The organism is Bacillus sp. FMQ74 (assembly GCF_001875785.1).
In the GTDB taxonomy this organism is placed as follows: domain Bacteria; phylum Bacillota; class Bacilli; order Bacillales; family Bacillaceae; genus Bacillus; species Bacillus stercoris.
This window is the reverse complement of the sequence record NZ_MOEO01000002.1, coordinates 203,397-216,188: the sequence shown is the minus strand read 5'-3', so window position 1 is coordinate 216,188 and position 12,792 is coordinate 203,397. Positions and strand designations below refer to the sequence as shown.

Below are 12,792 nucleotides of genomic sequence, written 5' to 3'. Positions count from 1 at the left end.
TCACCCTTTATCAATTCTTTTTGGCGGCAGATGAAAATTGAAGATTTTTGATGGTTTTCAGTCGCTTCATGACATGGTTTTCTTTTCCGAAATAATGAACCAGCTCTTTATATTCAGCGTACAATTTTTCATAGACCGCGGCATTTTCGGCATTTGGCGTATAAGATATATCTTTCAGTTTTCCCATGTTCGCCGCTGCGTCTTTGATGTCGTCGTATCCGCCTTTTTCTTTGCCTGCGGCAAGCGCGCCGAAAATGGCAGATCCTAAAGCTGGCGCTTGCGGTGACCCAGAGATTTTAATGTCCATATTTGTCACATCCGCATAAATCTGCATGACAAATGGGTTTTTCTCAGCAATTCCGCCGGCTGCGTACAGCTCCTCAATCGGAACCCCGCTTTCTTTAAACGTTTCGATAATCATCCGTGTTCCGTAGGCCGTCGCTTCAACTAACGCTCTATAAATCTCTTCAGGCTTCGTCAGCAGTGTCATGCCAAGCAGCATCCCTGTTAAATCTGCATCAACAAGAGTTGAACGGTTTCCATTCCACCAATCTAAAGCAAGCAGGCCGCTTTCACCCGGCGCTTGATGGTTTGCTTTCTCACTCAGCAGCTCATGAATGCCAATGTTTTTCTCCTTTGCTTCCTTTTGATACGCTTGCGGAACACACGTTTTCACAAACCAGTCAAAATGATCGCCGACACAGGACTGCCCGGCTTCATATCCCGCATAGCCCGGGAGAATTCCGTTGTCCACAACGCCGCACATACCTGGAACGATATGCACCTCTTCACCAAGAAGAACATGGCACGTTGAGGTTCCCATAATCATCAGCATTTTCCCTGGCTCTGTGATGCCGACCGCCGGCACGGAAACATGAGCGTCCACATTGGCAACCGCAACAGCGGTTCCCGGAAGAAGCCCCGTCAGCTTTGCCATTTTTTCAGTCAGGCCGCCGGCTTTTTCCCCTACTGAATGAATAGCCCCTGCCAATTTATCCTTTGTAATCGTTTTCATTGAAGGGTTTAATTTCTCAAAGAAACCATCTGATGGATACCCCGCTTTTTCACTCCAAATCGCTTTATACCCTGCAGTACAGTTGCTTCGCTTGAGTGAGCCGCACAGCTGGTACACGATCCAGTCCGCAGCCTCGATGATCCGGTCAGCCGCTTCATAAATGTGAGGCGCTTCCTCAGCTATTTGCATGACCTTTGGAATCATCCATTCTGATGAAATTTTTCCTCCGTATCGCTGTAAAAAAGCCTCTCCTTCTTCTTCGGCGATTTGATTGAGCCGATCAGCATGTTTTTGGGCCGCATGATGCTTCCAGAGCTTCACATAGCTGTGCGGCTCCTCTTCATATTCAGGCAGCATACACAACGGCTGTCCGCTGCTGTCAATAGGAAGGATTGTACATGCCGTGAAATCAATTCCAATCCCGATAATGTCTTTTGGTTCAACGTCCGTCTGTTCGAGTAAAGACGGAATGGTTGTTTCCAAGACTTCGAGGTAATCAGCAGGGTGCTGCAGCGCCCAGTCGCGCGGCAGCTTTTGGCCCGTTTTGGGCAGGACGGTATCAATGACAGCATGCCTGTATTCTTTTACAGCAGACGCAAGTTCCTCCCCTGTTTGGACATGAACCAGCACCGCTCTTCCAGATAAAGTTCCAAAATCAACCCCTATAGTGTAAGCCATGTGACATCCCCCTCTACTTTTGAAGCCGGTAAAGCGCCTCGTTCCATTTTAACTCGTGTTTTAGTTTATGAATTGTCGTATCACGGGAAATGAGAACACTTTCGATCCCCGCCATTTCCGCCCAATCAAGCATTTGCTCCGCTGTCAGTTCATAAGACAGACAGGTATGGTGCGCGCCGCCGGCTAAAATCCATGCCTCTGCCGCTGTTTTCAATGACGGCTCCGGCTTCCAGAGAACTCGGGCCACCGGTAAATTCGGCATGTCTTTTTCAATTTCCTGGCCGTTGACTTCATTCAGCACAAGGCGGAAACGCCCGCCAATATCAACAATGCTGGCTTGAATGGCCGAACCGCTAATGCCGTTAAATACAAAACGCGCAGGGTCCTCCTTGCCGCCGATCGAAAGCGGGTGAACTTCGATTTTTGGCTGATCCAAAGCGACAGTCGGACACACTTCAAGCATGTGAGAGCCAAGAATCATTTCATTTCCCGGTTCAAAATGGTACGTGTAATCTTCCATGAAGGAAGTTCTTTTTCCTTTAGCCATGATTTTCATCATCCGTACAAGGGCCGCTGTCTTCCAATCCCCTTCACCGGCGAAACCGTAGCCTTTCTCCATCAGGCGCTGAACGGCAAGTCCCGGCAGCTGTTTCATTCCGTGCAGCACTTCAAACGATGTCGTAAACGCTGTGTATCCGCCTTGTTCAAGAAAAGCGGTTAAGCCAAGTTCAATTTTCGCCTGCTCTTTAATGGACGCTACCTTTGCTTCGTCACGTTTTGTTTCCTCGCTGATCACATATCGTCTGTCATATTCCGCATAAAGCGTGTCAACCTCGTCGTCCGTAATGCGATCCATCACTTCAACAAGATCTCCGATGCCATATCCGTCAACCTGCCAGCCAAATTGAATATGCGCTCCGACCTTGTCTCCGTCCGTTACCGCGACATGACGCATGTTATCTCCAAATCTGGCAACCTTAATATGTCTGCTTTCATTTAATGCAGCCGCCGTATCCATCCACTGGGACATTTCTTTTTTCACTTCTTCATCATCCCAATAGCCGGCAATGACCTTTCGGCTAAGCCCCATTCGCGAGTTAATGTAACCGTACTCTCGATCGCCATGCGCGGATTGGTTGCTGTTCATAAAATCCATGTCAATCGTACCCCACGGAATATCGCGATTATATTGGGTATGCAAATGCAAAAGCGGTTTTTGATAAGAGGAAAGGCCTTCTATCCACATTTTTGCAGGGGAAAATGTGTGCATCCATGTAATAATGCCAGCGCACGTCTCACTGTACTCCGCTTCTCTTAACAGGTCTCTAATCGTTTCCGGTGAAGTGACGACGGGCTTATGAACCATTTTATATCTGGAAGAAACCCCGCTGAGCCCCTTACAAATGCTTTTCGCATGCTGATCCACCAGTTCCAGCGTCTCTTCCCCGTATAGGTGCTGGCTTCCTGTCACAAACCAGAATTCATAATCCTTTGTCTGAAGCATGTAAACTGCCCCTTTCCCATAAAATAAAACGCTTTCAAACACATGAAAAAGATACGTACTAATGATAGAAAACAAACCTATAAATAATAATTTGTACGAACAACTTTATTATAGTAATTGACTATTACACTGTCAATCTTTTCTTTTAAAAAAAGCCGGGCTCTGCCCCCGGCTTTTTGATTCAATAGGACGGCCAGCCCGAGCTCCAATTCAAATCATTGATGAGAAGCTTAGGAATGCCGTTGTCACTGGCATCATAGGCATGGCGAACAAGAATGTTTCCATTTACAATATCCTGGCCTCCAGGTCCTTTCCATTGGTCATTGCCCGAATCCAAAATGGTGCCTCCGCCTTCGAGCATGCTTTTTCCGCTTTTATCAAGATAAGGGCCTGTAATGTTTTTAGATCTTCCGTAAGCAATTTTGTACGTACTGTTTACCCCGTTACAACATTTATCAAATGAAACCATTAAATAGTAATAGCCATTTTGATACGTAAGAGTAGGAGCTTCCAGCGCCCCGTTATTATTCGGCCTGGCTGCAATCGAATACAGCGAGCCTGTAGGCTTCATCGTACTCTTATCAAGCTTGGTCAGCTTAATTCCGCTCCAAAACGAGCCGAATGCAAGCCACGGGTTGCCATCCTTGTCAAATGTCAACTCCGGATCAATCGCGTTATAATTATTGGAGCTTGTCGAACGGATGACCAAGCCTTCGTCTTTCCAGCTCCCCGAACTGATGCTCGTTGAGGATGCCAGTCCGATGGCAGATGTATTGTTTCCAAAAGAGGAGACTGAATAATACAGCCAGTACTTTCCGTTATAGTATTGGATATCCGGCGCCCACTGGTTTTTCTCGTAATTCGGCACATAATTGGACCACCACGATAGCGGTGTGCTGAAAATAGATTTTTGGACGGTCCAGTTTTTAGCATCCGAAGACTTTAACACCCGCAGTCCCCGTTCTTCATTAAGCCCTGTTCCTAACGCATACCATGAGCTCCCCTCTTTGATCATAGTCGGGTCGTGAAGCAGCTCGTTGGATGCACCCCAAAATGCGGCATTTGCGGGAGCAGCAGAAGTGAATATCAAACCTGCAGCCAGAGCGGCACTCGAAAAGTGTAAGAAGCGTTTCCATGTTTTTTTCTTTTTCAATTTTGTTCAACCTCCTTTATATTAGAAAGCGCTTACAAAGAAATAGATTGTTTATCCTCCCTTCCTTTCAAATGAGCTGCGTATCGTATGTCGTCATATTCAGGAAATTTTCGGTATCCCCTTTATTGTAGTCACTATGCTGTAATTTGTACAGACAAAAAAATAGAATCCGCCTCAATGGGCGGATTCCTCCGTATCTTTATTGGTACGTAATCTCATCAACCGTTTTACGGTCTAACTTCTTAATGACTTCTGTAATTAACTTTACCGCGTTTTCATAATCATCACGATGCAGCATGGCCGCGTGCGTATGAATGTAGCGGGTTGCAATGGTAATGGACAGCGCAGGAACGCCATTTGCCGTCAAATGGATGGCACCAGAATCAGTTCCGCCGCCGGCAATGGCATCAAATTGGTACGGAATGCCGGCTTCCTCCGCAGTGGCTACAACTGCATCGCGCAAACCTTTGTGAGAGACCATGGATGCATCGTAAACGATAATCTGCGGGCCTTTGCCCATTTTGCTTTGCGCTTCCTTCTCGGAAATGCCAGGCGTGTCTCCTGCTATTCCTACATCGACACCAAACGCAATATCAGGCTGAATGGTGTGTGCAGCCGTTTTCGCTCCCCTCAGGCCGACTTCCTCCTGCACAGTTCCGACGCCATACACTATATTTGGATGATCTGTGTTTTGTAAGTTTTTTAACACATCAATTGCAATCGCACAGCCTATGCGGTTGTCCCAGGCCTTTGCGAGCAGGAATTTTTCATTGTTCATGACCGTAAATTCAAAATGCGGAACGATCATATCTCCCGGGAGCACACCCCACTCCAAGGCTTCTTCCCGGCTTGAAGCTCCAATATCAATAAACATGTCTTTTATTTCCACTGATTTTTTTCTTGCTTCAGGAGACAAAATATGAGGCGGCTTAGATCCGATAACCCCTGTGATTTCTCCTTTTTTTGTGACGATGGTGACGCGCTGGGCAAGCATAACCTGAGCCCACCAGCCGCCAACGGTTTGAAAACGGATAAAGCCTTTATCTGTGATTTGTGTCACCATAAAGCCGACTTCATCCAAATGTCCGGCGATCATAATTTTCGGGCCGTTTTCTGCACCAGTTTTTTTAGCAATTAAACTGCCCAGGCGATCTGTTGTCACCTCATCAGCAAATGGTTCTATGTATGATTTCATCACTTGCCTTACTTCTCTTTCATTGCCCGGTATACCTTTTGCATCTGTTAAATCTTTCAGCATGGTCAATGTTTTATCTAATTTTTCCATGTTCCAAACCCTCCTTCATCAGTCCTGCATTCTTATTATACAAAACATGGCGCTAACCATACGACTATTTCACTTGAAAATCGGGTATATGTTTTTAGAACTTTCTTTTAGAAAAAGTGAAACTTTTTTCTATGCTCTTCGTATTACATCAGATCATCACAATAAGGGAGGTGCCTTCACACAATGTTTGTTATGGTTCTAAGGATTATTTTGCTTGCACTTTTTGCTTATTGTATTTATGCTGTGGTCAAATATGTCGCGAATCCAAAGAGAAGGCTTAAGCTGGCCCAATCAAAAGAACATTTTTATATTATCGATGAACAGAACAATACCCGAAAGAACTTTCAGCTGACGTATAAAGGCGTGCTTTTTGAAGGGGAAAAGCATATTCCTTCCAAGGATCATCCGCTGTTTATTCATACCATCTTTGTCTGGACAGAATCTCCTGAGAAGCTGAAGCATTTCTCTGCAAAAGATTTTGAGAACATTGAAGAAAAAGTGCTGGAACGATATCCAAATTGTAAAATTGACTGGGACCAGCCCATTAAACTTGCAAAAAAAGCAGAAGAGCGTTAAAACGCTTTTCTGCTTTTTATAAATCAAACGGACTGTAGTAAATACCAATGAGAATCGCTTCTATTACCAGAAGAAACGGTACTCCGTACTTAAAAGAAGCGTGTTTCGTTTTATGTCTGAAGGTTTGCATACCAAGCCAGATACCGAGCGCTCCAAACACGATGGCTATCAGCCACAGCCGGTCTTCAGAAATTCTCCATTTGTGCTGCTGCGCTTTGCGTTTGTCAATGCCCATCACCCAAAAACCGCACAGATTCATCAACACCAAATAAGCTGCAATCATCATGTTGCCTCATCCTTTATATAGAAAAAGCCGCTCTGCTGGAGAGCGGCTCTATATGATTACTTGTTTAATTGAGCTTTAGCAGCATCAGCAAGCTGATTGAATGCAGTAAGGTCGTTTACAGCAAGATCAGCAAGCATTTTACGGTTTACTTCGATACCAGAAAGCTTAAGACCGTGCATTAAACGGCTGTAAGAAAGGCCGTTCATGCGAGCAGCTGCGTTGATACGAGTGATCCAAAGTTTACGGAAATCACGTTTTTTCTGACGACGGTCACGGAAAGCATAGTTTCCAGATTTCATGACTTGCTGGTTAGCTACTTTGTATAATGTATGTTTTGAACCGAAATAACCTTTTGCTAATTTAAGAACCTTTTTACGACGCTTACGTGTAACAGTTCCGCCTTTTACTCTTGGCATTGAATTTCCCTCCTAATTGTTCCTTATCCGATTACTTGATGTTAGCAAGCATTTGTTTGATACGTTTGAAGTCTCCTGCGCTTACAACAGCACTCTTGCGAAGCTTACGCTTTTGCTTTTGAGATTTGTTGGCGAATAAGTGACTTGTGTACGCGTGAGAACGTTTTAACTTCCCAGAACCTGTCTTTTTAAAACGTTTAGCAGATCCGCGGTGAGTTTTCATTTTTGGCATGGGATTTCCTCCTTATTGCTTTTCATTTTTCGGTGCGAGCATTAAGAACATGCTGCGGCCGTCCATTTTTGGTTTTGTTTCGACTGTCGCAACCTCAGCACATGCTTCGGAGAAACGGTCTAATACACGCTGACCGATTTCTTTATGAGTGATTGCGCGTCCTTTAAAGCGGATAGAAGCTTTCACTTTATCGCCTTTTTCAAGGAATTTAATCGCATTGCGCAATTTCGTGTTAAAGTCATGCTCATCGATTGTCGGACTTAACCGAACTTCTTTTAAGTTAATGATTTTTTGATTCTTGCGTGCCTCTTTTTCCTTTTTCTGCTGCTCAAATCGGAACTTACCGTAGTCCATGATTCGGCAGACAGGCGGTTTTGCATTCGCTGCAACTAACACAAGGTCAAGATTTGCGCGGCCGGCGATTTCAAGTGCTTCCTGACGGGACTTGATTCCAAGCTGGTCGCCATTTTGTCCGATTAAACGGACCTCACGTGCACGGATACCCTCATTAACCAATTGATCTTTGCTAATAATGAGCCACCTCCATAGTTTCTTCGAATTGATTCACAACTCATTTTGACTGCATTTTGCAGGCAAACAAAAAGTGTGGGCATTATAAAACACCCACACTACGAACATCTGTATCAATAAAAATGTACGGTCAACCTGCCAACTACATGCATGTGTCAATCAGGTGAGAAGCGGGTGCTTCTGCTTGTGATTTATATTCAATTCAATAACTATTCTACACAATACCGGATCTTTAGTCAAGGACGACTTATCCGGAACAACTTTTACATTGTAACATGGGTTTTCTATGAGCGCAAGAGAGAAATAGAAAATCTTTCATCCTCAACCAGAATGTAAAGTTTCTGAACCGCTCAGCCACGCATCATAAAAGAAACAGCCAAGGCATTCAGCCTTGGCTTATCCTCCGATCAACTGCACGAACACTGGGATGACAAGAACCGTTACCACTCCTACTACGACAACCGCAATACTCGCCATCGCAGCTTCAACTTCTCCCATCTCAATCCCGACTGCTACACCAAGTGCATGTCCGGATGTTCCGAGAGCCAATCCTTTAGAAATCGGATTTTTCACTTTAAACACCTTCAAGAACAATGCTCCGAGCGCATATACAATGACAGCGTTAAAGATGACCGCAAAGGCCGTGATGTCGCTGATGCCTCCGATGCCTTTTGATAATGGAAGCGCAATTGCCGTTGTAGCCGCCTGCGGAAGCATGCTTTTCATTACGGCCGAATCGAGATGAATGCCTTTAGCGAGCAAATAAACAATCGTGACAGAGCAGATAGATCCGACAATAATGGAAGCCATGATTTGCCACCAGTATTTTTTAAGCTTCTCTCTCTGTTTGTACAAAGGAATGGCAAAAGCGATCGTCGCTGGTTCAAGGAAAAACTTAATGATTTCTCCCCCGTTATTATAGTCCGCGTAGGAAAAACCGCCGATTTTTAAAAATGCGATCCCCAGCACCATGGCAACAAACAAAGGTGTGAAAAGGAAGAAACCTTTTGTTTTCTTAAATAAAAAGGTGCCGATGCCGAATGCAGCAAGTGATACGACAATCCCAAAATAAGGACTCATTGTGCTTTCCATGTGATGAACCTCCTGTTTCCTTAATGGTGAACAAGTTCGTTATTGTTCTGCGGGCTTTGCACTGTTTTTGTTTTCATGTCCGCTGCGCGTTTTCCGCCCAGCGAAAGAATCAGCTGAGAAAACAATCCCGTAGCCCCCAGCAAAATAATCGTTGCAAGCAGAATGACAAGAACAATTTGCAGGCCGTATTGCTGCATCACACCAAGCGAATTCATAACAGATATACCCGACGGAACAAATAAAAATCCGATCAGAGAGGTTAAAGACGTTCCGAGCGTTTCCACTTGTTCCAGTTTAATAACTTTCAAACATAATAGGAGAAATAATAAGACCAACCCTACAACCGATGCGGGGATAGGTATTGGGACAATAGCGGCAATCATATTCGAAACCAGCATAATGACGGCAAAAATAAATGCTTGTGTTAAAAACCCGTACACTTTTTTAGCACTCATTTTCTTCACCTCTTTCTCTTTGGTACCCTCATTATAAATAAGAAACCCTTGTTATGAAGCGCTTACAAGATAACATGCCAAATAGCGGGTCTGAGTTGCAGAATCAAATGGCTGAAATGCAAAAAGCCGCCCCTCAAATATGGAGCAGCTTTTTCAATTCCTTCGCATATGTCCGGCTGACCGGTATTTTCGATCCGTCTTTCATGATCAGATTATACGTTGAATTAAACCATGGCTGAATTTCTTTAATATATTCGGTATTGACGACAAAGCTCCGATGGACGCGGATAAAATCAGAATCCGGAAGCTTTTTCTCAATCACAACAAGCGTCTCGCTGACCGTATAAGAATGATCGAAGGTTTTTACATTAACATGGCCATCCTCTGTTCCAGCATAGATAATGTCCTTCGTATCCACGATCACAATCGATTCTCCCACAGATAGCGCGAGCTTATGCTGCCCGGCATGGCTGTTTTGATCTGTTTCGACAATATCCCGATTAACTTTTTTATATTTTTTCAGCGTTTGCTGAATTCTTTCCTCATCGAAAGGCTTGGTTAAATAATCAAGAGCATCCACCTCAAACGCTTTGAGCGCATACTGGTCATACGCTGTCGCAAACACAACAGCAGGAGGATGCTTCATTTTCTTCAATCGCTTTGCGATATCAAAACCGTTTTCTCCAGATAAATCAACGTCTAAAAACAGCAAATCAGGCTTTTGATCCATCATTTGGTCAAAAGCGGATTCGATATTTTCCGCTTCATTGATTTCCATTTCCTCATTGGTCCGCTTAAGCAAGTAAGCCAGTTCATCCCTTGCCAGCATCTCATCATCAACTATTAACACCCTGAGCATGTTCTTCTCCCTCTTTCATCTGTTGCATTGGCACTTGAAAGGAAACCTCTGTCCCTTTATGAACCTCACTACTGATATGCAGTGCGGCCTGCTGTCCGAATAAACCGATCAGCCGCTGATTTAGGTTATAAAGCGCTGTACCGGTTCCCTCTTTAGACGGAAATGGCTTTTTCCCCAGTTCCTGCAGGACGTCCGGCGGAATTCCGCGTCCGTTATCCGTCACCTTCATATAGACGGATGCATCATCAGATAAGACACAGACTGTAACCTTGCACATGTCTTGTTTTTTCGGAAACGCGTGCCGAAGCGCGTTCTCGACAAGCACCTGCAAAACAAACGGAGGGATTTCAATCTGCTCCAGCCTGCTGTCGATATTGAGCTCAATTTTATATTTCCCGGGAAAACGCGCCTGTTCTAATGACAAATAGGCGTTAAGATGGTTCAGCTCCTTTGAGAGCGGGATCAGCAGCTGTCTCGCCCCTTGAAGGTTTGAACGAAAATAAACACTGAGCTGCAGTAGGAGCTTACGGGTTTTTTCAACATCTGTGCGGCAGAGCGCAGAAATCGTGTTGATCGCATTAAATAAAAAATGCGGATTCACCTGTGCTTGAAGCGCCTTGATTTCAGCATCCTTGAGAAGCTTGCTTTGCAGCTCTGCTTCCCCAAGCTCAAGCTGTGTCGAAAACAGCATGGCCAGCCCCTCAGCAAGCTCCTCTTCTACCTGGCTCAGGCCTGCCGGGCTTTTAAAGTACATTTTTAAGGTGCCGATTGTATTGCCGTTTGATGTCAGCGGCAGGACAATTGCAGCGTGCAAAGGGCATTCAGCATGCGTGCATTCAATCTCTTCCTGCGAAGTCGCCTTCATGATATGCCCTGTTTTAATTACCTTTTTGGACAGGCCGGTGATCAAGCTTTTTGATGGGATGTGGTGATCCATTCCCGCGCCGACATGCGCAAGGATCTTTTCTTTATCAGTGAGAGACACCGCATCTGTTCCAGTCAGCTTATGGATAATAGCCGCAACACTTTTACAGGAGTTTTCATTTAATCCTTGGCGAAAAAATGGAAGTGTCTGATCAGCAATTGTTAGCACTCGATGCGTTTCGAGAGCCCTCGCCTGCTCTTCCTTGCGAATGATTGCTTGAATAATCGACAGAAAAATAAAACTGCCTGTACCATTGATCAGGATCATCGGAATCCCGATCATGCTGACAAGCTCCCAAGCGTCACTGAACGGCTTTGCCATCAGCAAAATAATGAGCATTTGCAGTGACTCCATGCCGATTCCCACAAGAGCGGCGATACGCGGTGTCGGCATTCGATATCGCTTCGTAAAATACCTGCCGATCAAGCCTGCAAGAACACCCGCTAAAATGGATGATACGGCACAGCTTAAGGCCGTGCTGCCACCGAGTGAAAGACGATGCAGGCCCGCCAGTATGCCAATTCCAGTCCCTACAAACGGACCTCCGAGAAGGCCTCCGATTTCCACACCCAAAATACGGGTATTCGCAATAGAGCCCGATGGACCTATCGTAAGCACCCAGTCATTGTTTACGATCATATTTCTTTGAATTTCGATACCTGTATAATTACTGATGATGCTGAAAAGAGAAAAAATAGAAATCAAAACCGCTTTTCCTTTATAGCCGTCCTGATTCTGAAGAGCTTGTCTGAAAAGTTTCGTATGGGCGAGAATGAACCCTAATATAACAATAATCCCTACCCTCTCAAGCATCATAATCATCAAATGAATCATTCATGTCACCTGTTCTTTCCGTTTACATTCTAGCATGTTTTCGTTTTACGGCTGACTGTTTTTTTAAAATCGTCTGAAAACATATTTCACAAGGCTTTTATCTATTGTAAAATAAAACATGAGCCTTTTGGCAGAAAGATTTGAATCTGAAGCAGAGGAGAAGATCATGAAAGCCGTATTTTTTGATTTAGATGATACACTACTTTGGGACGAAAAAAGCGTCAGAACAACATTTGCAGAAACTTGCTTACAGGCGGAGAAAAAATATGGCCTTGACCCGGAGAAATTCGAACGAGCTGTTCGCGAAGCGGCGAGAGAATTGTACATGTCATATGAGACGTATCCATATACAGTGATGATCGGCATTAACCCGTTTGAAGGACTATGGTCCAATTTCTCAGAGCCTATCAGTGAGGGCTTTCAAAAGCTGAACAAGATTGTGCCGGAATACAGAAGAAACGCATGGACAAACGGACTGAAAGCGCTTGGGATCAATGATCCTGCATATGGCGAATACTTGGGAGAGTTTTTTGCGGCAGAGCGCAGAAAACGTCCGTTTGTATATGATGAAACATTTGCTGTCCTCGATCAATTAAAAGGCAAGTATGAATTATTGCTTTTGACAAATGGCGATCCGAGTCTGCAAAAGGAGAAGCTTGCCGGCGTGCCTGAGCTCGCCCCTTACTTCAATGAAATCGTCATCTCGGGCGCATTCGGCAAGGGCAAGCCGGATGTTTCCATTTTTGAACATTGCCTTAGGCTGATGAATATTGAAAAAGACGATGCCATCATGGTCGGCGATAATTTGAATACTGATATTTTAGGCGCTTCAAGAGCCGGAATCAAAACCGTTTGGATCAACCGGACGGATAAGAAAAACGAAACTGACGTATCGCCTGATTACATCATCAGCAGCCTTCATGATTTGTTTCCTATATTAGAGAAATAAAA

General features: G+C 44.6%; 14 protein-coding genes and 1 other annotated feature. Of the genes, 2 read left to right on the top strand and 12 right to left on the bottom strand.

The genetic code is table 11. The features are described 5' to 3' along the window. Nucleotides 1-10: 10 nt before the first annotated feature. The 4 genes from araB to BLL41_RS05545 all read right to left on the bottom strand — a co-directional run bounded on the left by araB (nucleotide 11) and on the right by BLL41_RS05545 (nucleotide 5,635). A complete protein-coding gene (gene araB, locus BLL41_RS05560; protein ID WP_071577074.1) occupies nucleotides 11-1,693 on the bottom strand; it encodes a ribulokinase in 1,683 nt (560 codons plus the stop codon). A 13-nt stretch (nucleotides 1,694-1,706) separates the two neighbouring features. Continuing rightward, nucleotides 1,707-3,197: an L-arabinose isomerase gene (gene araA / locus BLL41_RS05555; protein ID WP_071577073.1), complete on the bottom strand. Its 1,491-nt coding sequence runs from the start codon at nucleotides 3,195-3,197 to the stop codon at nucleotides 1,707-1,709. Between the two features lie 181 nt (nucleotides 3,198-3,378). Beyond that, nucleotides 3,379-4,350 (bottom strand): arabinan endo-1,5-alpha-L-arabinosidase AbnA, encoded by a 972-nt coding sequence (gene abnA / locus BLL41_RS05550; RefSeq protein ID WP_071577072.1) that lies wholly within the window; start codon nucleotides 4,348-4,350, stop codon nucleotides 3,379-3,381. 199 nt (nucleotides 4,351-4,549) lie between these two features. Beyond that, nucleotides 4,550-5,635: a M42 family metallopeptidase gene (locus BLL41_RS05545; RefSeq protein WP_071577071.1), complete on the bottom strand. Its 1,086-nt coding sequence runs from the start codon at nucleotides 5,633-5,635 to the stop codon at nucleotides 4,550-4,552. Nucleotides 5,636-5,818: 183 nt separating this feature from the next. Between BLL41_RS05545 and ysdB the strand changes: the two genes are divergently transcribed. Beyond that, nucleotides 5,819-6,211, top strand: coding sequence for a sigma W pathway protein YsdB (gene ysdB / locus BLL41_RS05540; protein WP_003229493.1), 393 nt, complete (start codon nucleotides 5,819-5,821; stop codon nucleotides 6,209-6,211). A 16-nt stretch (nucleotides 6,212-6,227) separates the two neighbouring features. Here the strand turns inward: ysdB and BLL41_RS05535 are convergent, their stop codons facing one another. From BLL41_RS05535 to lytS, 8 genes are all read right to left on the bottom strand, one after another. Continuing rightward, complete coding sequence (locus tag BLL41_RS05535) at nucleotides 6,228-6,497, bottom strand: DUF1294 domain-containing protein (RefSeq protein WP_071577070.1); 270 nt, start codon at nucleotides 6,495-6,497, stop codon at nucleotides 6,228-6,230. A gap of 56 nt (nucleotides 6,498-6,553) precedes the next feature. Next, complete coding sequence (gene rplT / locus BLL41_RS05530; protein WP_003222420.1) at nucleotides 6,554-6,913, bottom strand: 50S ribosomal protein L20; 360 nt, start codon at nucleotides 6,911-6,913, stop codon at nucleotides 6,554-6,556. Nucleotides 6,914-6,944: 31 nt separating this feature from the next. Further along, nucleotides 6,945-7,145, bottom strand: coding sequence for a 50S ribosomal protein L35 (gene rpmI / locus BLL41_RS05525; protein WP_003222418.1), 201 nt, complete (start codon nucleotides 7,143-7,145; stop codon nucleotides 6,945-6,947). A gap of 12 nt (nucleotides 7,146-7,157) precedes the next feature. Continuing rightward, nucleotides 7,158-7,679, bottom strand: a complete 522-nt coding sequence (infC, locus tag BLL41_RS05520) for a translation initiation factor IF-3 (RefSeq protein WP_010886591.1) — start codon at nucleotides 7,677-7,679, stop codon at nucleotides 7,158-7,160. A 58-nt stretch (nucleotides 7,680-7,737) separates the two neighbouring features. Beyond that, nucleotides 7,738-7,868 (bottom strand) — a sequence feature (ribosomal protein L20 leader region). A gap of 204 nt (nucleotides 7,869-8,072) precedes the next feature. After that, nucleotides 8,073-8,768: an antiholin-like protein LrgB gene (gene lrgB, locus BLL41_RS05515; protein WP_071577069.1), complete on the bottom strand. Its 696-nt coding sequence runs from the start codon at nucleotides 8,766-8,768 to the stop codon at nucleotides 8,073-8,075. A gap of 20 nt (nucleotides 8,769-8,788) precedes the next feature. After that, nucleotides 8,789-9,223, bottom strand: a complete 435-nt coding sequence (gene lrgA, locus BLL41_RS05510; protein WP_071577068.1) for an antiholin-like murein hydrolase modulator LrgA — start codon at nucleotides 9,221-9,223, stop codon at nucleotides 8,789-8,791. Nucleotides 9,224-9,356: 133 nt separating this feature from the next. Next, the gene (gene lytT, locus BLL41_RS05505; RefSeq protein WP_014664926.1) at nucleotides 9,357-10,082 is read right to left on the bottom strand and encodes a two-component system response regulator LytT; all 726 of its coding nucleotides are present in this window, start codon (nucleotides 10,080-10,082) and stop codon (nucleotides 9,357-9,359) included. Continuing rightward, complete coding sequence (gene lytS, locus BLL41_RS05500) at nucleotides 10,060-11,841, bottom strand: two-component system sensor histidine kinase LytS (RefSeq protein ID WP_071577067.1); 1,782 nt, start codon at nucleotides 11,839-11,841, stop codon at nucleotides 10,060-10,062. The genes lytT and lytS overlap by 23 nt, the downstream gene beginning before the upstream one ends. Nucleotides 11,842-12,007: 166 nt before the next feature. Here lytS and BLL41_RS05495 point away from each other — a divergent pair, with 166 nt between their 5' ends. After that, nucleotides 12,008-12,790, top strand: a complete 783-nt coding sequence (locus tag BLL41_RS05495) for an HAD family hydrolase (RefSeq protein WP_071577066.1) — start codon at nucleotides 12,008-12,010, stop codon at nucleotides 12,788-12,790. Nucleotides 12,791-12,792 lie beyond the last annotated feature (2 nt).

Coding starts and splice junctions, on each gene's coding strand:
- BLL41_RS05535 (WP_071577070.1), bottom strand. CDS start 6,497: ATGATGATTGCAGCTTATTTGGTGTTGATGAATCTGTGCGGTTTTTGG.
- araB (WP_071577074.1), bottom strand. CDS start 1,693: ATGGCTTACACTATAGGGGTTGATTTTGGAACTTTATCTGGAAGAGCG.
- BLL41_RS05545 (WP_071577071.1), bottom strand. CDS start 5,635: ATGGAAAAATTAGATAAAACATTGACCATGCTGAAAGATTTAACAGAT.
- BLL41_RS05495 (WP_071577066.1), top strand. CDS start 12,008: ATGAAAGCCGTATTTTTTGATTTAGATGATACACTACTTTGGGACGAA.
- lrgA (WP_071577068.1), bottom strand. CDS start 9,223: ATGAGTGCTAAAAAAGTGTACGGGTTTTTAACACAAGCATTTATTTTT.
- lytS (WP_071577067.1), bottom strand. CDS start 11,841: ATGATTCATTTGATGATTATGATGCTTGAGAGGGTAGGGATTATTGTT.
- lytT (WP_014664926.1), bottom strand. CDS start 10,082: ATGCTCAGGGTGTTAATAGTTGATGATGAGATGCTGGCAAGGGATGAA.
- rplT (WP_003222420.1), bottom strand. CDS start 6,913: ATGCCAAGAGTAAAAGGCGGAACTGTTACACGTAAGCGTCGTAAAAAG.
- rpmI (WP_003222418.1), bottom strand. CDS start 7,145: ATGCCAAAAATGAAAACTCACCGCGGATCTGCTAAACGTTTTAAAAAG.
- ysdB (WP_003229493.1), top strand. CDS start 5,819: ATGTTTGTTATGGTTCTAAGGATTATTTTGCTTGCACTTTTTGCTTAT.
- lrgB (WP_071577069.1), bottom strand. CDS start 8,768: ATGGAAAGCACAATGAGTCCTTATTTTGGGATTGTCGTATCACTTGCT.
- araA (WP_071577073.1), bottom strand. CDS start 3,197: ATGCTTCAGACAAAGGATTATGAATTCTGGTTTGTGACAGGAAGCCAG.